14 protein-coding genes and 1 pseudogene are annotated in these 19513 nt (G+C 67.5%); 5 read left to right on the top strand and 10 right to left on the bottom strand.

Annotation, left to right across the window (positions count from 1 at the left end; all coding sequences use genetic code 11):
• Window positions 1–3: 3 nt before the first annotated feature.
• Window positions 4–1452, bottom strand: coding sequence for an NAD-dependent succinate-semialdehyde dehydrogenase (locus tag JVH1_RS13610; protein WP_009477603.1), 1449 nt, complete (start codon window positions 1450–1452; stop codon window positions 4–6).
• A 114-nt stretch (window positions 1453–1566) separates the two neighbouring features.
• Between JVH1_RS13610 and JVH1_RS13605 the strand changes: the two genes are divergently transcribed.
• The 3 genes and pseudogenes from JVH1_RS13605 to JVH1_RS13595 all read left to right on the top strand — a co-directional run bounded on the left by JVH1_RS13605 (window position 1567) and on the right by JVH1_RS13595 (window position 4196).
• Window positions 1567–2808, top strand: a complete 1242-nt coding sequence (locus JVH1_RS13605) for an aspartate aminotransferase family protein (protein ID WP_009477604.1) — start codon at window positions 1567–1569, stop codon at window positions 2806–2808.
• Between the two features lie 68 nt (window positions 2809–2876).
• The gene (locus JVH1_RS13600) at window positions 2877–3371 is read left to right on the top strand and encodes a DUF3830 family protein (RefSeq protein ID WP_009477605.1); all 495 of its coding nucleotides are present in this window, start codon (window positions 2877–2879) and stop codon (window positions 3369–3371) included.
• A gap of 71 nt (window positions 3372–3442) precedes the next feature.
• Window positions 3443–4196 (top strand): annotated as a pseudogene (locus JVH1_RS13595) (PhzF family phenazine biosynthesis protein).
• Window positions 4197–4198: 2 nt separating this feature from the next.
• On the opposite strand, the gene JVH1_RS13590 reads toward JVH1_RS13595, so the two are convergent.
• Both JVH1_RS13590 and JVH1_RS13585 read right to left on the bottom strand, forming a co-directional pair.
• On the bottom strand, window positions 4199–5359 hold the full coding sequence (locus tag JVH1_RS13590) for an iron-containing alcohol dehydrogenase (RefSeq protein WP_007295505.1): 1161 nt from the start codon (window positions 5357–5359) through the stop codon (window positions 4199–4201).
• A 12-nt stretch (window positions 5360–5371) separates the two neighbouring features.
• Window positions 5372–6862, bottom strand: a complete 1491-nt coding sequence (locus JVH1_RS13585) for a CoA-acylating methylmalonate-semialdehyde dehydrogenase (protein WP_371112982.1) — start codon at window positions 6860–6862, stop codon at window positions 5372–5374.
• A gap of 111 nt (window positions 6863–6973) precedes the next feature.
• On the opposite strand from JVH1_RS13585, the gene JVH1_RS13580 reads away from it, so the two are divergent.
• Entirely contained in the window at window positions 6974–7867 is an 894-nt protein-coding gene (locus JVH1_RS13580; RefSeq protein ID WP_009477609.1) for a LysR family transcriptional regulator, read from the top strand.
• A 1-nt stretch (window position 7868) separates the two neighbouring features.
• On the opposite strand, the gene JVH1_RS13575 is transcribed toward JVH1_RS13580, so the two are convergent.
• From JVH1_RS13575 to hisD, 7 genes are all read right to left on the bottom strand, one after another.
• Complete coding sequence (locus JVH1_RS13575; RefSeq protein WP_009477610.1) at window positions 7869–8933, bottom strand: LacI family DNA-binding transcriptional regulator; 1065 nt, start codon at window positions 8931–8933, stop codon at window positions 7869–7871.
• 72 nt (window positions 8934–9005) lie between these two features.
• On the bottom strand, window positions 9006–10391 hold the full coding sequence (locus tag JVH1_RS13570; protein WP_043780843.1) for an NAD(P)/FAD-dependent oxidoreductase: 1386 nt from the start codon (window positions 10389–10391) through the stop codon (window positions 9006–9008).
• A gap of 175 nt (window positions 10392–10566) precedes the next feature.
• Window positions 10567–11406, bottom strand: coding sequence for a sugar phosphate isomerase/epimerase (locus JVH1_RS13565; protein ID WP_009477612.1), 840 nt, complete (start codon window positions 11404–11406; stop codon window positions 10567–10569).
• A 12-nt stretch (window positions 11407–11418) separates the two neighbouring features.
• A complete protein-coding gene (locus JVH1_RS13560) occupies window positions 11419–13218 on the bottom strand; it encodes a thiamine pyrophosphate-binding protein (RefSeq protein ID WP_009477613.1) in 1800 nt (599 codons plus the stop codon).
• Between the two features lie 34 nt (window positions 13219–13252).
• Complete coding sequence (locus tag JVH1_RS13555) at window positions 13253–14839, bottom strand: GMC family oxidoreductase (protein ID WP_009477614.1); 1587 nt, start codon at window positions 14837–14839, stop codon at window positions 13253–13255.
• Window positions 14840–15010: 171 nt separating this feature from the next.
• On the bottom strand, window positions 15011–16405 hold the full coding sequence (locus tag JVH1_RS13550; protein WP_009477616.1) for an aspartate ammonia-lyase: 1395 nt from the start codon (window positions 16403–16405) through the stop codon (window positions 15011–15013).
• Entirely contained in the window at window positions 16402–17727 is a 1326-nt protein-coding gene (gene hisD / locus JVH1_RS13545) for a histidinol dehydrogenase (RefSeq protein ID WP_009477617.1), read from the bottom strand. Before hisD ends, JVH1_RS13550 begins: the two co-directional genes overlap by 4 nt.
• A gap of 132 nt (window positions 17728–17859) precedes the next feature.
• On the opposite strand from hisD, the gene JVH1_RS13540 reads away from it, so the two are divergent.
• Entirely contained in the window at window positions 17860–19401 is a 1542-nt protein-coding gene (locus JVH1_RS13540; protein ID WP_009477618.1) for a PucR family transcriptional regulator, read from the top strand.
• The last annotated feature ends 112 nt before the right edge of the window (window positions 19402–19513 follow it).

Genomic DNA, 19513 nt, shown 5'->3' with positions numbered 1-19513 from the left:
CTCCTAGACGGCGACGCCGATGTACTTCGTCTCGAGGAATTCGTCGATGCCGGTGGTTCCGCCTTCGCGCCCGAGTCCGGATTCCTTCACGCCGCCGAACGGCGCGGCCGGATTCGACACCACACCCTGGTTGAGGCCGACCATGCCCGACTCCAGCGCCTCGCACACGCGGATGCCGCGCTTGAGGCTCTCGGTGTACACGTAGGCCACCAGCCCGTAGGGGGTGTCGTTGGCCCGCTCGACGGCCTCGGCCTCGGTCTCGAACGTGCTGATCGCGGCCACCGGACCGAAGATCTCGTTGTGGCACATCTCGGCGTCGTCGGGCACACCAGTCAGGACCGTTGCCGGGTAGAAGTTGCCCGGACGGTCGAGTGCCTCGCCGCCGGTGAGCACCGAGGCGCCGCGTTCGACCGCGTCCGCGACGAGACTGCTCACCTTCGCGACGGCCGCCTCGTCGATCAGCGGTCCGACCACGACGCCGTCCTCCGTGCCGCGCCCGACGGGCAGGGCCTCCATCCGCTGTGTGAGTTTGCGTGTGAATTCTTCGGCGACCGAACTGTGCACGAGGATTCGGTTGGCAGCCGTGCAGGCCTGGCCGATGTTGCGCATCTTCGCCGCCATGGCCCCGTCGACGGCGTCGTCGAGATTCGCGTCGTCGAAGACGAGGAACGGCGCGTTGCCGCCCAATTCCATGGATGTGCGCATCACCGTGCGCGCGCACAGTTCGAGCAGATGCTTCCCGACCTTGGTGGAACCGGTGAACGACAGCTTGCGGGCCCTGCCGTCGAGGATGAGGGGAGTGATGACCTCGTCGGGGCTGGACGTGGTGACGACGTTGACGACGCCGTCCGGCAGCCCGGCCTCGGTGAGGATGTCGGCGAGCGCCAGGATCGACAGCGGCGTCTGGGCCGCCGGCTTGATGACGGACGTGCACCCGGCGGCGATCGCGGGCCCGATCTTCCGGGTGCCCATCGCCATCGGGAAGTTCCACGGGGTGATGAGCAGGCTCGGCCCCACGGGCTGGCGGGTCACGAGAAACCGCGACCCGCCGCCGGGCGCCGTCATGTAGCCGCCGTCGATGCGGACGGCCTCCTCCGCGAACCAGCGGAAGAACTCTGCGGCGTAGGCGATTTCACCCCGAGCCTCGGTGAGGGGCTTGCCCATCTCGAGCGTCATGACCAGCGCGAGCCGGTCGACGTTCTCGAGCAGAAGTCGGTGTGCGTTCATGAGGATGGTGCTGCGTTCGCGGGGTGTCGTGGCCGCCCACGACGGTTGCGCCGCCACCGCCGCGTCGAGCGCCTCGCGGGCCTCCGCGGCGTCGGCGTCGGCGACCGTGCACAGGATCTGTCCATTGGACGGGTCGTGGACCGGCATGGTGCGGGCGCTGTCGCGCCACTTGCCGCCGATGAACAGGCCGGTCTGCACCGATGCGATTGCTGCTTCCTCGAGCATGATTTTTCCCCATTCTCCGTTGCCGAAGGGACGCTCCCCATGTTATACAGATTGTCAACAATCTGACAATGCACTTGCCGACATCCGCCGGCATCTACGCGTGGGAGGGTTCTCGTGACTCGGCTATCTCCACTGCTCGCACAGGCCACACCCGTGACGGTCGATCACGGTGAAGGGTGCTACCTCTACGGCACCGACGGCAGGCGCTATCTCGACTTCACCGCGGGCATCGGCGTCACCAGTACCGGGCACTGCCACCCGCACGTCGTGGAAGCCGCGCGTAGGCAGATCGGCTCCCTGATCCACGGCCAGTACACGACGGTCATGCACCAGCCGATGCTCGAACTGGTCGATCGGCTGGGGTCGGTGCTGCCCCCGGGGCTCGACTCGCTGTTCTTCGCGAACTCGGGGAGCGAGGCCGTCGAGGCGTCGCTGCGACTGTCGCGGCAGGCGACCGGCCGCCCCAACGTGATCGTCTTCCACGGCGGATTCCACGGACGCACGGTCGCGACGGCGACGATGACCACGTCCGGCACCCGGTTCTCGGCCGGCTTCAGCCCGCTGATGGGCGGGGTGCACGTGGCACCGTTCCCCAACGCCTACCGCTACGGCTGGTCCGAGGAGGAGGCGACCGCGTTCGCGCTGAAGGAACTCGACTACATCTTCGCGACGCTCACCGCCCCGAACGAGACGGCGGCGTTCGTCGTCGAGCCCGTCCTCGGCGAGGGCGGATACGTGCCCGGCAACACCGCGTTCTTCCAGGGGCTCCGCGAGCGCGCCGACCGCTACGGCATCCTGCTCGTCATCGACGAGATCCAGACCGGTTTCGGCCGCACCGGCAAGTTCTTCGGGCACCAGCACTTCGACGTCCGGCCCGACATCATCACCATCGCCAAGGGTCTGGCCAGCGGCTTCCCGCTGTCGGGCATCGCGGCGTCCGAGGAGCTCATGGCCAAGGGCTGGCCGGGGTCGCAGGGGGGAACGTACGGGGGCAACGCCGTGTCCTGCGCGGCCGCGGTCGCGACGCTCGAGGTGATCGAGAAGGAAGACCTCGTGGCCAACGCCGCCGCGCGAGGAGTCCAGTTGCTCGACGGTGCCCGCGCCCGCGCCATCGACGGGATCGGCGACGTCCGTGGTCTCGGACTGCTCGTGGGAAGCGAGTTCACGGCCGCCGACGGCAGCGCGGACCGCACGAAAGCGTCTGCGGCGCAGCAGCTGGCCGCGAAGAAGGGGCTGCTGCTGTTGACCTGCGGCGCCCACATGAACGTGGTACGGATGATTCCACCGCTCATCGTGACGGCGGAACAGATCGAGGACGCCCTGAAGATCTGGTCCGAAGTACTCGACGAAGTGTGACAAGCACCCGTGAGTACTTATTAACCGCGGGCGGTTAAGAAGTACTCACGGGCTCCGAAGGAGGAATCGTGGCTCGCTACATCACCATCAGCCTGGACAAGCGCGGCGTGACCTGCCGTGCCCGGCTTCTCGACGAGGACGCACCACTCACGTGCGACGCGGTGTGGAACGTGCTCCCGCAGAGCGGCGACGCGTACCACGCCAAGTACGCGCGCAACGAGGTGTACACGCTGATCCCGCGGATCACCGCGGCGCCGCGGCGGGAAAATCCCACCGTCACACCGATTCCCGGCGACGTCTGCCTGTTCGACTTCGAACCCTGGGAGATCGGCAACTCCGCCTACGGGTACGAGCCGGGCTCCGAGGCGCACGCCGCGCAGGGCGCCACCGACCTCGCGATCTTCTACGGCCGCAACAACCTCCTGCTCAACGGCGACGTCGGCTGGGTGCCGGGCAACGTGTTCGCCGCCATCGAGGAGGGACTGCCGGAACTGGCGGCCGCGTGCAACGACCTGTGGATGCGCGGCGTCGAAGGCGAGACGATGAGCTTCGCGCGAGCCTGACGTCGGGACCGGTCCAGCGTGTGCGCGATGGCTCTCGACGGGCGCCGGATCGTCCACCACCATCGGACGCTATGAAGCTGGATATCTATCAGATCGACGCATTCGCCGCCGGACCCTTCGAGGGCAACCCGGCGGCGGTCATGCCGCTGACCGACTGGCTGGACGATTCGGTGCTTCAGCAACTCGCCGAAGAAAACAACCTGTCCGAGACGGCGTTCTACACCGCCGGGCTTCCCGCGGACGCGGGGCCCCACGACCCGGAACATCCGGCGTATCACCTGCGGTGGTTCACCCCTGCCGTCGAGGTGGACCTGTGCGGTCATGCCACCCTCGCGACCGCCGCGCAGATCTTCGAGGACGTACACCCGGACGCCGACCGCATCCAGTTCCGAGCCGCCGGTGCCGACCGCGGCCGATCCCCGGATCGTCGCGGCACTCGGCATTCCGGTGCGGGAGTGCCTGAAGGCAACCGACCTCGTGTTCGTCGCCGAATCCGAACACGACATCGTGTCGATGGCACCCGACTTCGCCGTTTTCAGCCCGCTGAAGGTGCGCGGAATCGTCGTCACCGCGGCATCCGACGTCGAGGGACTCGACTTCGTGTCGCGATGGTTCGGCGCCGCGGCCGGCGTGCAGGAGGATCCGGTGACGGGGTCCGCGCACTCGCAGATCGCACCGTACTGGGCTGACGTCCTGGGCCGAAACAGCCTTGTCGGACGCCAACTGTCGGCGCGGGGAGGAACCGTTCACTGCGAGGTGCGCGGCGACCGCGTCCACCTGTCCGGGGCGTATCGGCGGTACCTCAGGGGCACCGTCGAGTTCTAGCGCTAGCTGAAGACCTCCGAATACAGCGTCTCGATCTGGCCGGCGGTGGGGACGACCGGATTGTTGCCGGGCGATCCGGACGCCAGCGCCTGCTCTGCCATCAACGGAATGAGGCCGTCCCAGGCGTCGCGGTCGATCCCGTAGGCGAGCGGCGTCGGAACCTTCAGGTCGTGACACAGCGTGCTCAGGGTCTCGACGAGGAACTGCGCGGCGACGGAATCGCCGGCCGATTCGGGTGCAGCGCCGAACGCTCGCGCGCAGTCGGCGTAGCGGCTCTCCGCTCCGTTCACGGAGAACGCCGTGATCGCGGGAAGCAGCATGGCATTCGACAGTCCGTGTGCGACATGAAAATGCGCACCGATCGGCCTGCTCATCCCGTGCACCAGCGCCACGCTCGAGTTGGAGAACGCCATACCGGCCTGCATGGACGCGACCATCATCGCTTCTCTCGCGGTGCGGTCTTCACCGTCGGCGTACGCGGTGCCGATGTGCTTGCCGATGGTGCGGATCGCGGACAGCGCGAGTCCGTCGGTGAACGGCTGGGCCTTCTTGCTGACGTACGCCTCGATGGCGTGGGTGAGCGCATCGATTCCGGTGTCGGCGGTCAACCGCGGCGGCATCGACATCGTGAGTTCGAAATCCACGATCGCGGCGATCGGCAGGAAGGAGAGTCCCGGACACAGCATCTTCTCGTCGGAAGCGCTGTCACTGATGACGGTGAATTGCGTCGCCTCCGAGCCGCTTCCGGCGGTGGTCGGTATCGCGATGATCGGCAGCGCCTTCCCGGCGTACACGTGAGGTGCCTTGTACGACCGCATCTGGCCGCCGTTCGCGGACAGCACTGCCAATGCCTTCGCGGTGTCCATCGGACTACCGCCGCCGAACCCGATCACCGAATCCGCGTTGTGCTCGGCGACGATCCTCAGCCCCTCCTCCAGAGAATCGGTGGTGGGGTCGGGCACGGTGCCGGAGAACAGTGCCGGCTCCTTGCCCGCGGACCTGAGGAGGCTCATGATCCGGTCGGCCGCGCCGGTGCCGGTCAGATAGGAGTCGGTGACGAGAACCGGTCTCTGCAAGCCAAGTTGGTCGACAACCGAGCCGATCTCGTCGACTGCTCCGGCCCCGATCCTGGCGAAACGGGGGAGTGAGAGGTGTGCGGTCATGGGAGAGGTTCCTTAGTTGTTCTGGGGGAAGCCGAGGTTGAGGCCGCCGTGGCTGGGGTCGAGCCAGCGGGTGGTGACGACCTTGCCGCGGGTGAAGAAGTGCACGCCTTCGGTGCCGTGGGCGTGGGTGTCGCCGAACAGGGAGTTCTTCCAGCCCCCGAAGGAGTAGTACGCCATCGGGACGGGGATGGGGACGTTGATGCCGACCATGCCGACCTCGACCTCGTTCTGGAATCGTCGGGCGGCGCCGCCGTCGTTGGTGAAGATGGCGGTGCCGTTGCCGAACGGGCTGGAGTTCACCAGTTCCAGGGCGTCGTCGTAGGAGCCGACGCGGATGACGGAGAGGACGGGTCCGAAGATTTCGTCGGTGTAGACGGACATGTCGGTGGTGACGTGGTCGATCAGGGTGGGTCCGAGCCAGAACCCGTCCTTGCCGCCATTGGCCTGCACGGTGCGCCCGTCGACGACGATGGTGGCGCCGTCGTTTTCGCCGGCGTCGATGTAGGAGGCGACCTTGTCGCGGTGCACCTTGGTCACCAGTGGTCCCATGTCGGAGTCCTGGGTGCCGTCGCCGATCTTGAGCGTGTCGGTGCGGTCCTTGATCTTGGCGACCAGTTCGTCGGCGATGTCGCCGACCGCGACCAGGGCACTGATGGCCATGCAGCGTTCGCCGGCGGAGCCGAAGCCGGCGTTGACCATGGCGTCGGCGGCCAGGTCGAGGTCGGCGTCGGGGAGGACGATGGCGTGGTTCTTCGCCCCGCCGAGGGCTTGGACGCGTTTGCCGTGGGCGGTGCCGGTGGCGTAGACGTACTGGGCGATGGGGGTGGAGCCGACGAAGCTGATGGCCTTGATGGCGGGGTTGGTGAGGAGTTCGTCGACGGCGGTCTTGTCGCCCTGCAGGACGTTGAACACGCCGGCGGGCAGGCCGGCTTCGGCCCAGAGTTCGGCCATCCAGATCGCGGCGGTCGGGTCCTTCTCGCTGGGCTTGAGGACGACGGTGTTGCCGGCGGCGATGGCGATGGGGAAGAACCACATCGGGACCATGGCGGGGAAGTTGAACGGGGAGATGATCCCGACCGGGCCGACGGGTTGGCGGAGGGAGGAGACGTCGATGTTGGTGGAGGCGTTCTCGGTCATGCCGCCCTTGAGCAGGTGCGCGATGCCGCAGGCGAATTCGACGACCTCCTGGCCGCGGCTCACCTCACCGAGGGCGTCGGAGACGACCTTGCCGTGCTCGGCGGTGATGATCTCCGCCAACTCGCCCTTGCGGGCGTTGAGCAGTTCCCGGAACGTGAAGATCACCTGGGTGCGCTTGGCGAGGGAGGTGTCGCGCCAGGCGGGGAACGCGGCGGCGGCGGCGTCGATGACGGCGCGGGCGTCCCCGACGCTGGCCAGGGCGACCTGACCGGTGACGGCACCGGTCGCCGGATTCGTCACCGGAGCGGTATCGGCACGCGTTCCGGGGTAGGACTTGTTGTTGAGCCAATGCGAGATAACGGCCATGGGGTTCACTCCTGGGAAAGGTGGGGTGCCCACGAGTCTGCTGGGCAACAATGCCTGCGTCAACGAGTAAAATGGCACTTCGGACTGCACTTTTGCACGAGGATGAGGGCGATGTTCACCGCAGACAACATGCGTTACCTCCTGGAGTTGTCGAGAACCGGCCGCCTCGCCGATGCGGCGAAGCGACTCGGTGTCGATCACACGACCGTCTCGCGGAGAATCACCCGGCTCGAGAAGGACACGGGCACGAGACTTTTCGATCGTGGCGTGTCGGGGTGGCAGCTCACCGAGGCGGGCCGGCGACTGGTTCCCCACGCGGAGGCGGTGGAATCCGCGGTGCTCGCCGCTCTCGACGAAACGTCGTCCCTGGGCGGGCTGACGGGCACCGTCCGGATCATCACTCCGGACGGTTTCGGGTCGTTCGTGCTGGTGCCGGGGTTGGCCGCACTGCGGTCCGAGCACCCCGACCTGTTCACCGAACTCGTCACGTCCACCACCCACGACCTGCTGACCGGGCGCGACTTCGACATCGCGGTCACCCTCGAGCGTCCGTCGCCGCGGTCCGTGGTGGTCCGCAAACTGGCCGACTACGACCTTCGTCTGTACGCGTCGCGGCGCTACCTGGGCGCACACGACCCCATCACGTCACTCGAGGATCTCCGGCACCACACGCTCATCTGGTACGTGGATGCGTTCCTGGACGTCGAGCCGCTGCGGATCCTCGACGCGCTGATTCCCGACTTCCAGGCCCAGATCCAGACCAACAACATCGCGGGCCACTACCAGGCCGTGAAGCACGGAGTCGGGATCGCGCCGCTGCCGAGCTACATCGGGGCGCTGGACGAGGATCTGGTGCCGGTTCTCCGCGACGACTTCATCGCCCACCGCACCTACTGGCTGGTGGTACCGCGGGAACTGACGCGACTCGCGCGGGTGAAGGCGATCACCGAGGCGCTCTACTCCATCGTCGACGGCAATCCCGAACTGCGAGGTGCAGCAGGGTAACTTACCGGTCCGCAGTGACGGGTCCGGCGCTCTCGCGGACGACGAGCTCGGTGGGGAGTGTGATTTCCCGTCCCGCTCCGCCACCGATGATGTCGAGCAGCAGTTGCGCGGCCTCGCGGCCCTTGTCGACGAGTGGTTGCCGGACCGTCGTGAGTCCGGCGGCCCGGGCCGCGGGAATGTCGTCGAAACCGACCACCGACAGATCTTGCGGCACCCGGAGACCACGTTCGTGTGCGACGTCGATGGCCGCGAGGGCCAGCAGGTCGGAGGCGGCGATGACGGCGGTCACGGGACCGGCATCGAGCAGCGTCTCGACGGCGGTGCGCGACAGTTCGTAGTCGAACCCGCCTGCTTCGACGACCACGGTGGACGACCACGGCACCGTGTATTTGCGGCAGGCGGACGCGTATCCGGCGAGGCGTTCCTTCATCACGTGGTCTCGTGCGGCCCGGGTGCGGGCGGCGTCGACGGGCCCACCCTTGCCGTCGGGGACGAGCCGGTCGACGAGAAACCCGACACGCCGGTGCCCGAGCGACAGAACGTGCTCCGCGATCTCCTTGGCGGCCTGCCGATCCCGGATTCCGACCCGCGGCAGTCCGCCAGGGTTGGGGCCGTCGATCACGACTATCGGCAGCCGGCGGCTCATCGCCGTCTGCATTCCGGGATGGCCGTCCGGCATCGCATACGCGAGGAAGCCGTCCACCGCGCCCCGCACGAGCACGCCGGAACCCTCGGCCACCCGGGTCGACTCGAGTGGGCAGGGCAGCAGCGTCAGCGCGACCTCGGCGAGTTCACCGACCTCCGATATGCCTTTGAGCAACTGCGAGGTGGCCGGGTCGTCGAATGCGTAGCGCAACGAGTCGGTGATCATCAGCCCCAGCGCACCGACCTGCCCTGTGCGGAGATTGCGTCCCGCGGGGTTGGGGCCGGCATACCCGAGTTCCGCGGCCACCTGGAATATGTGGGCGCGCCGCGCTGCCGACAGTTTGTGGGGCTGGTTGTACGCGTACGAGACCGCGGCCTGGGACACGCCTGCGGCTCGGGCGACGTCGTGCATCGTGGTCACGAATGCCGATCCTCTCCGTCGCACGGTTACCGAGCCCAGCTTATCGGCCGGACCGTGCGCGTCCCCCGGGTGTCAGCTCGCTCTGGCGACAACGGTGTCATCGTCGTCCTCACCCCGGTCGAGGAGAACGAGTTTGCCCATGACGTTGCGTGCCGCCACCTGTTGATCGGTGACGGTCATCTGTCCCCGCCACGACCCGACGAAGGTCCACGTCCACGACATGAGCGTGGACAGCCGGCTCCGGAACCCGACGACGTAGACGACGTGGACGGCCAGCCACAGGATCCACGCCAACAGTCCCGCGAGTTCGATACCCCCGACTTTCACGACCGCGTGGAACCTCGAGATCGTGGCCATCGCCCCCTTGTCCCGGTATTGGAAGGGAACGCGGTCGGGTGACGAGTCACGTCCTCGGGCGCCGGCCGCGATCTGCTTTGCCGCGTAGCGGCCACCCTGGATCGCGACCTGCGCCACCCCGGGAAGGCGGTCGCGCGCCATCATGTCTCCGATCACGAATACCTCGGGGTGTCCCGGCACCGTCAGGTCCTCGTGTACGGCGATCCGCCCGGCGCGGTCGAGTTCGGCCCCCGACTGCTCGGCCAGCTGCCTGGCCAGCGGGCTGGCTTCCACGCCCGCCGACCACACCTTGCACGCGGATTCGATGCGGACGGTCTCGCCTCGCCCGTCCTTGATCGTCACGCCGTCCGCGTCGACGTCGGTGACGGCCGCCCCGAGCCGCACCTCGACACCGATCTTCTCGAGGCGTTCGGCGGCGGTGGACCCGAGCCGGTCGCCGAACGGCGGCAACACCGCGGACGCGGCGTCGAGCAGGACGATCCGGGCGTCGCGGGTGTCGATGTTCCGGTACGCGCCGACGAGGGTTCGGTGGGCCAGTTCCGCTATCTGACCGGCCATCTCCACCCCGGTGGGTCCTGCGCCGACCACCACGAACGTCAGGAGGCGGGCCCGCTCCTCGGGGTCGGTGGACAGCTCGGCGCGTTCGAACGCGCCCAGGATCCGGCCGCGGAGTTCGAGTGCGTCGTCGATGGTCTTCATGCCGGGGGCGTGTTCGGCGAAGTGGTCGTTACCGAAGTACGACTGCCGGGCTCCGGCCGAGACGATCAGACTGTCGTACTCGGTGGTGGTGGTGGTTCTGCCCTGGTGGGTCGAGGTGATCCTGCGCGCGGTCAGGTCGATGTCGGTGACGTCCCCCAGCATCACCGAGGCGTTCGACTGCTTCTTCAGCACCATCCGCGTCGACGGTGCGATTTCTCCCTCGGACAGGATTCCGGTCGCCACCTGGTACAGCAGCGGCTGGAACAGGTGGTGGCTGGTGCGGTCGACGACGAGCACGTCGACGTCGGCGCGGCGCAACGCCTTCGCGGCGAACAGGCCGCCGAATCCGGAACCGATGATCACCACGCGATGACGTGCCTCGGTGCGGGCAGGAGTATTCATCACACGCTCTTCCCGGATCGCGCCTATCGCCATCCGCAGTACTGGTAGGGGTGAAGCGTGCCGCCCGACACACGGGGTGTCGGGCGGCACGATGGACACGACGCACCGGAGACTCGAATGTCGGTTCAGGACCCGGCGTGCCGCGAGATCACCTGCGGGACCGGCGACGCCGTTGTCAGCTGCCCTGGGTGCGGGTGATCAGATCGGTGAGGTAGGTGTAGCTCTTCTTCGCGGCGTCGAGGCCACCGCACTCGACCGACAGGACGACGTCGTGGTCGGCCTTATCCAGTGTGTTGACGATCCGTTCCCAGTCGATGACGCCGTCGCCGCAGGCGCAGCCGAGCATGCCGCGGACCTTGCCGCGCAGCCGCTTCGCGTCCTCGATCCCGATGTCCTTGGCGTGCAGGTGCGTGACGCCGCCGATGATCTGCTCGAGCCACTCGTGCGGGTCGTTCTCACTGAGATAGCTGTTGCCGGTATCGAGGTTGATCGTCAATGCCGGGCTGTCGATCAGCGTCGTGATCTTCTCGAGCCGCTCCGGGGTCGCGGTGTACTCGCCGTGCGTTTCGATCGCAATCTTGATGCCGCGCGGTTCGGCCACCTTCGCCGCCTCCTGAAGTGTGTACCGCATCAGCGTGTAGTTCTCCGCCTCGGTGGTCCACGTCGGCAGCGGCCCGTCGTCGACCATGATCATCGGCGAACCGACCTCGGCCGCGTAGCGGATCGACTGCTTGAGATAGTCGACGCTCACGTCCGGCTTGGCCAGCGGCGCATGACTGGACAGCGAGGAGATGTTCAGCCCGCGTGATTCGGCGGCGTCCCGCATGATGAGCGGGTCGTCGAGCATCGACCGGGTGTGGAAGTACCCGGCCGTGCTCAGCAACTCGCGGCCCCAGTAGACCATCGGCTCCACGTACTTGTAGCCGATCTCCGCGGCCTGGTCCATGGCCCAGTCGAACGACCCGTTCTCGAATCGGGCGAACTCCAGGTTCAGGCCGAGCTTGATCTCTCCCATGCCGGTCTCCGATCAGAATCCGCGTTGCGCGACGTAGTCGTCACGGACCTCGCCGTGGTAGGCGGGAACGGTGATGTCCCACCAGCCGGTCGGGTGCATCTCGGTCCACGGCAGCTCGTGGGCGCTCATCGCCTCGATGATCACCGGGCCCGGCGTCGCGAAGGCGCGCTCGATCGCGTCGGCCAGCTTCTCCGGGTCCTCGACGCGCTCGGCGCTGCAGCCGAGTGACTGGGCGAACCGGGTGATGTCGGCGAAATACGGTGTCCCGTCGAGGTTCTTCCACCCGGAGATGATTTCGCGTTCTTCGCCGAACAGGCTGATCTGGAGGTCCTTGATCGCTTCCCAGCCGCCGTTGTTGAGCACGACGATCACCAGCGGCACTCCGAGCATCGCGGCGGTCGCGATCTCGGTGCCGGTCTGGAGGAAGCTGCCGTCGCCGACCATCGCCAGGACCGGGGTGTCCGGGGCGCCGATCTGCGCGCCGATCGCGGCGGGCACACCGAATCCGATGCCAGAGAAGCCGCCGGCCACGATGTTGGTCTTCGGGCCGTAGATCGGGAACTCGTTGAACGCCTGGTTCGCGGGGTTCGACGAGTCGGTGACCAGAATGCCTTCGCGCGGAAGGGCCTTGCGGATCTCGACCATCGCCCGCGAGTTGGTCATCGGCAGGTAGTCGGTGGTCCGCATCGGCCGCAGGTGCTCTTCCCACTGCGCCTTGAGGTCCTGCAGTTCGGCGAAGTAGTCGGTGCTGCGGTAGTCGAGGGCAGGCCCGAGGTCGGCGAGCACGTCGCGCAGCGCGGCGAGGGACGTTTTCGCGTCGCCGACGACGCCGACCTCGACCGGGTAGTTGCGGCCGATCTCGAAACCGTCGATGTCGATCTGCACGAGCTTGGTGTTCGGGATGTCGAACGTGACGCCGGGGCGGTACGACGACGTGATGCGGTCGCTGAACCGGCAGCCGACGGCGAGGATCACGTCGGCGGTGCGTGTGACGCCGTTGCCGGGGATCGACCCCATGTCGCCGCACGGCCACGCGTAGAGGTCGTGGTCGGCGGGGAACGCGCCCTTGCCCTGGAACGAATGGGTCACCGGCGCGCCGAGGTGCTCGGCGACGGCCATCAGTTCGGCGGCGGCCTCGGCGTGGATGACGCCGCCACCGGCCACGATGACGGGACGTTTCGCACCGGCGAGCAGGCGTGCGGCCTCGGCGATCACGGCCGGGTCGCCGGTCGCGCGGGTGGCGGGACGGCGGGCACCGGTGTCGGGGGTGTAGTCGCCGTACTCGGCCTGCAGGTCCTGCGGGATGTCGACGAGCACGGGTCCGCGCCTGCCCTCGTGCATCGTGTTGAACGCCTGCGCGAGCGCCACCGGCAGCTGTTCGAGGCGGCTGGGCTGCCACCACCGCTTGACCACCGGCTCCACCATGCGGGGGAAGTTGTTGCCGTGCGGGCGGTCGATTTCCTGGAGCACCCCGCGGTTCTCCATGTAGGTGTGCACGGCGCCGGTGATCAGGAGCATCGGCATCGAGTCGGCGAACGCGGTCGCGAGCCCGGTGAGGGTGTTGGTCGCGCCCGGTCCGATGGAGGTACAGATCGCGGCGATCTTGCCGGACGCCCGGTAGTAGCCGTCGGCCATGTGGGCGGCGCCCTGTTCGTGCATGGCCGGCACCAATTCGATCTCGTCGGCTCGGTCGACGAACGCGTCGAGGAGGGCGGTGTTGCCGTGTCCGGGGATCGCGAAGACCTTCTCGACTCCCTCGCGGATGAGGAAGTCGACGACCATCTGTCCGCCGGTGAGTTTCTGTGTTGTCATCGAAGAGGCTTTCTGGGTGTGGTGGGGCGAAGCGTCACAGGGACGCGGACTGGGCCGGGGTGTCGTGGGAACGGGTCTTGCCGACTCGGTCGGCGATGCTCTCGGCGACGCGGAAGGCGTTGGCCGCGATGGACAGGGCAGGGTTCATCACGGGCAGGGACGGGAAGAACGACGAGTCGACGACGTACAGGTTGCCGACGTCGTGGGCGCGGCAGTCGGCGTCGAGCACGGAGGTCGCGGGGTCGGTTCCGGCCCGCACGGTGCCGGCCTGGTGGGAGTTGACCTCGATGCCGGTGCCCTGGCTGAAGACGAACGGATAGCCGATCTTCCGGAGGATCTTGCGCACCTCGCGGACGAGTACCTCGTGGGCGCGAGTGTTGTTGGGGGTCCACGCGATCTGGATGTTGCCGTCGTCGGTGAGGGTGACGCGGTTGTCCGGATCGGGCAGATCCTCGGTGAACAGCCACCAGTCCATGCTGCGGGCCGTGGCCTGGCTCAATGCCCACTTGGGGATCAGCGGCCGTTGGCCCTTGATCATCTCGTCCTGCAACTTGCCGATGAGTTGCACGTGTCCCAGCGGGTAGGGGTGGTCGGCGGTGCCGTGCGTGTAGAAATCGTTGATGTACAACGTCTTCTGGAACTCGGACGTGTTCTTCTTCAGCGGGTTGACGCCGACCATGATGGAGTTGTTGTGCACCATGTAGTTTCGTCCGACCATACCGGAGGAGTTGGCGAGACCGTCCGGGTGTGCGGCGTTCGCCGACCGGAGCAGCAGCGCCGCGGAGTTGACGGCGCCACAGGACACCACCACGGTGCGTGCATCGACGACGAGTTCGGTGCCGCGGTGCCGGATCTGCACGCCGGTCGCCCGGTGCCCGGTCTCGTCGGTGAGCACGCGCTCGGCGTACGCGTTGGTCAGCAGTTCCACCGAGCCCGACGCGATGGCAGGCCGGACGCAGCACACATCCGCGTCCGACTTCGCCAGCACCCGGCAGGGGAACCCGTCGCAGGTCCGACATCGGATACATCCTCCGCCGTCGCGCAGGTCGATGCCCAGTGGGATGTTCGACGGCGTGTACCCGAGGCGCCGCAGTGCGTCGGCCGCCTCCTGCACCGGTGGCTCGTGTCCGATCGCCGGGTAGGGGAACGGTTCGTCGCGGGGGAGCGTCGGGTCGTCGGTGTGATCGCCGTGGACCCGGTACACCTGTTCTGCCCGTGCGTAATACGGGGCGAAGTCGTCGTACGAGAAGGGCCACTCGGGAGATTCGCCGGCCTCGTGTTGCGTCGACTGGAAGTCTTCACGCCGGAACCGCACCAGCGACGAGCCGTACAGCTTCGTGTTCCCGCCGACGTAGTAGTACGTGCCGGGGCTGAACGGCCTGCCCTCGGTGTCGTACCACTGCTCGGCGTTCGCATACCGGTGACCTTCGAAGACTTCCTGCGGGTCCCAGTTCTGCTTCTCCTGCGGCAGGAAGTCGCCGCGCTCGATCAGAAGCACATCGACTCCCGAGTCCGCGAGCGCGTAGGCGAGCGTTCCGCCGCCCATTCCGCTGCCGACGATGACGACGTCGTAGCTGTGTTTGCTCGGGCCTGTGGGCTCCCCCACGGATGCGTCTCTCATGGGTCCTGCTCCTCGGTCGTAGAGAGTGGTGTCACGGATCTGCCGGGCGGGTCGACGCGAACCGGCAGTCGGTGAATGGTTATACGTATAACTAAAGGTTAGCGGCAGTGTCGGGGATGTCAACCCCGCACGAGCAACTCATCCCGGCGGGGGATGAGCTGCCCGCGGCCGTCAGGGCACGAGCGGTCGAGTGAGGTTCTCCGGCCGCAGCACGTCGTCGAGTTGCTCGCGGCTGAGCAGACCCCGCTCGAGCACGAGCGCGGCGACGGTGCGCCCGGTCGCGAGTGCGTCGGCGGCGATCGCGGTGGCCGCGGTGTACCCGATGTGCGGGTTGAGGGCCGTGACCACGCCGATGGACGCGTCCACCATGTTCTTCAGATGGTCGATGTTCGCGCCGATACCGACCACGCAGCGTTCACGCAGGACGGTGCATCCACGAGTGAGCAGTTCGATCGTCTCGAACAGGCTGTGCGCGATCACCGGCTCGAAGGCATTGAGCTGAAGCTGCCCACCCTCGGCCGCCATCGTCACCGTCAGGTCGTTACCGACCACCCGGAAGGCGATCTGGTTCACCACCTCCGGGATCACCGGGTTCACCTTGCCCGGCATGATCGACGATCCTGCCTGCACGGGCGGCAACGTGATCTCACCGAAACCGGCACGCGGGCCCGACGACAGGAGCCGAAGGTCGTTGCAGATCTTGGACAGCTTCACCGCGGTGCGTTTGAGCACCCCGGACAGCTGGACGAACGCCCCGACGTCCTGCGTGGCTTCGATCAGGTCGGACGCCGTCGTCACCTCGATCCCGGTGATCGCGGCAAGATGTTCGCGCACCCGCCACGCGTACTCGTGGTGCGCGTTGAGACCGGTCCCGATCGCCGTTCCGCCCAGATTGATCTCGGAGATGAGCGTCGCCGCCTCCCCGAGCCGCTGGGAATCCTCGTCGATCATGAGAGCGAACGTCGCGATCTCCTGGCCCAGGGTCATCGGAACCGCATCCTGCAACTGGGTGCGGCCGACCTTGAGGACGTCGGAGAACTCCGTCGACTTCACCGCGAACTCCGCCGCCAAGTCCCGCATGGCCGCCCGCAGCCTGGTCAGGGCGGTTTGCAGGCCGGCCTTGATCGCGGTGGGGTAGACGTCGTTCGTGCTCTGGCTCATGTTCACGTGCTCGAGCGGATGGAGATACTCGTAGCGACCGCGCCGGTGACCGAGCAATTCCAGAGCCCGGTTGGCCACCACCTCGTTCGCGTTCATGTTCGTCGACGTGCCTGCACCGCCCTGGATGACGTCCACGACGAACTGGTCGCGCAGGGCGCCGGCCCGGATCTCCTCGCAGGCCGCCACGATGGCGTCCGCCTCGCGCCGCGGCAACAGGCCGAGGCCCGCGTTGGTCTGCGCCGCAGCCTGCTTGACGGACGCCAGCGCCGACACGAGGTCGGGATGGCTGGCCAGCGGAATGCCGGTGATCGGGAAGTTCTCCGTCGCCCGCAAAGTGTGGATGCCGTAGTAGGCGTCCTCGGGGACCTCGCGGTCGCCGAGGAGGTCGTGTTCGGTGCGGGTCATCGTTCCGACGTCACCCGGGTCGGGATGTCGCCCCACGGGAGCGGGGCGTTGCCGAACTTGGCGGCGCGAAGGTCGCCGGAGCGGGCGTGCCCCTCGAACTTCTCCAGCCGCGACAGGCGGCCGCACACCTCGCCGAGTTTCGCGCTGCTGCCGAGATCGCGCACCTCCTGGTAGGTGAGCGTCTTGAGGAACTTGCCCACCCACAGACCGCCCGTGTAGCGGGCCGCACCGAGCGTCGGGAGAACGTGGTTGGTTCCGATCAGCTTGTCGCCGTAGGGAACACACGTGCCTTCGCCGAGGAACAGGGCGCCGTAGTTCCGCATGGAGGTCAGGGCCTGACGGGGGTCCTCGGTGAGGATCTGGACGTGCTCCGACGCGAAGACGTCGGCGAGCCGGTACGCCTCGTCGAGCGTGTCCACCACGTGGATCTGACCGTGATCACGCCACGCGGGGCCGGCGATGGCGTTGGTGACCAAGCCGGGGAGCAGGGCGTCGATATGGTCGATCACCGCCCGTCCCACGGACTCCGACGTGGTGATCAGCACGCACGGCGAATCGGGGCCGTGCTCGGCCTGGCTCAGCAGGTCGACGGCGATGGTGAACGGGTCGGCCAGGTCGTCGGCGACGATGAGCGTTTCGGTCGGCCCGGCGAAGAGGTCGATCCCGACCTCGCCGAACAGCTGGCGCTTCGCCTCGGCCACGTAGGCGTTGCCGGGGCCGGTGAGGATGGACACCGGGTCGATGGTCTCGGTGCCCAGCGCGAGTGCGGCGACCGCCTGTACTCCGCCGAGAACGAAGATCTCGTCGGCGCCGGCGAGGTGCATCGCCGCGACACTGATCTGCGGCGGCTCGCCGGCATTCGGGGGCGTCGTCGCGGCGACGCGTTCGACACCTGCGACCTTCGCGGTGAGCACCGTCATGTGTGCGGACGCGGTCAGTGGGTAGCGCCCGCCGGGTACGTAGGCGGCGGCCGCGTCGATCGGGACGTTGCGGTGCCCGAGGAACACCCCCGGCAGGGTCTCGACCTCGAGGTCCTGGATGGAGTCCCGCTGCGCCTGGGCGAAGTCGCGGATCTGGCGCTGCGCGAATCGCAGATCGTCGAGGACGGTCTCGGGAACGGACTTCACGATCTCCGCCACCCTGTCCTCACTCAGCCGGAACGATTCGGGGGACCAGCCGTCGAACTTCTCGGAGTACTTCCGGACGGCCTCGTCGCCGTTCGCGCGGACATCGGCGATGACGGCGGCGACGGTGTCGACCACGGCGGGGTTGCTCGCCCGCTGCGCTGGTTCACCGACGGCGGCCTTGAGAACGAATGACATGGGATGCTTCCTTCGGATGAGCGAGGGGCTGGATCTGTTGCCACTCAGCATCGCGGTGCCACACACGTTTCCGACAGTTGCATTGTGGGAACTATTTGCGTCGGTTCATGCACGTTCTGTGTACCATTGAGCATGGTCTTCACCGTCGCCGACGCTCTCGACATCGATCTCCTGAAAGACGCGGGAGCCCGTGTCCTGACCGGATCGGACAGCCTCGACCGTGAGGTCCGCTGGGTGCATTCGTCGGAGATCTCGGATATCGCCCGCTTCCTCCGGGGTGGAGAATTACTCCTGACCGCCGGGCTCGGAATGGGCAGCACGGACGCCCTTCAGCAGGTGTTCGTCCGCGCAGCCGCTCATGCCGGGGCCGCCGCTCTCGTCATCGAGGAGTCGGGACGGATGTTCGACCGCGTACCGGATGCGGTAGTCGCCGAAGGGCAGGCCTGCGGCCTGCCGATCATCGCCCTTGCCCGCGAGGTGTCGTTCGCCGGCGTCTCGTCGCAGGTGCACGAGATCCTGACCGACAAGCGCCTGCAGGCGCTCACCCACGAACGGGAAGTCGAGTCCACGTTCTCGAATCTCCTCCTGGACGGCGCCGACTACCTCTCCATCGTGCAGACGCTGGCCGAACTCACCGACGGCACGGTGGTACTCGAGAACATCGCACATCGCGTGATGGCGTACGTCGGCGAATTCGACGAAGAGGCCGGCATCGAGGACTGGGACCGGCACGCGCGGGGCCTCCACAGCGACGACAGTGGATGCGTCCGCAGGCCGGTGCTGATGCGCGGTCAGCCGTGGGGCTGGATTCACGTCTTCACCGACCGGCCCGCGACCGAACGGTCCACCGCGGGCTTCGCGACCGAGCGTGCCGCCGCGTCCGTCGCGATCTCGCTGCTGACCGACCGGAGCCGCGAAGCGAGGGACGATCAGCGGAGCACGGCACTGATCACGCGACTGCTGATCGGCGATCTCTCCGGCGCCGAATTCGTCGACCAGGCAGGAAGACTCGGGTACCAGCTGGGGTCGGGACAGATCGTCGTCGTCATCGCGAACAAGGATGCCCGCGACGAGTCGTCCGGTCCGCGCGCCGGCCGTCAGATCGACACGGGTGCGATCAGCGCCGACATGGGCGACTACGTCGTGGCCGTGGCGGCGGAGTCCGGCCGGACCCGCGCCGAGCTCGCGGGCCTGCTCGGGACAATGGAGCACGGCGGCGGCATGAGCCGCACGGTGCCCGCATCGATGCTGCAGGTCGCGGTCACGCAGGCGAAGAGTGCCGCCGCGGTGTCGCGCTCCCTCCCTGCCTCACCCATGCTGCATTTCGACGACCTCGGCGTCGAACGTCTGCTCGTGACGTTGGCGCAGGGGCCCGAGCTCGCCAGCTTCGTCGAGGACGAGCTCGGCCCACTGCTCACGAAGGACGCGCAGTCCACGACCCCGCTGCTGCCGACACTGCGAGCATTCCTCGCCGTCGACGGCCGCAAGACCGAAGCGGCGGAGAAACTCTTCATCCAGCGCCGGACCTTGTACAACCGGCTCGACCGCATCGCCGCGATTCTGGGCAAGTCCCTGGACGACGCCGCCACCCGCCAAAGCCTGCTGCTCGCGGTGAAGGGGCTGGATCTGCTCGAAGGGTCGTCGGTCGTGGCTCGGCGGAGCTCGCGACCATGACACTGTCGCCGGGTTCTCATTCTGTGCAGTCTGCGCGCAGGAGGTACACGGTCTGTACCTGTTGTGCGGCGCGTCACCTTCGTAGTGTTTTCACCAAGATTCCGGCCATCCA

The organism is Rhodococcus sp. JVH1 (assembly GCF_000280725.2).
Taxonomy (GTDB): Bacteria; Actinomycetota; Actinomycetes; order Mycobacteriales; family Mycobacteriaceae; genus Rhodococcus_F; species Rhodococcus_F jostii_A.
This window is presented reverse-complemented; position numbering and strand designations above follow the sequence as displayed.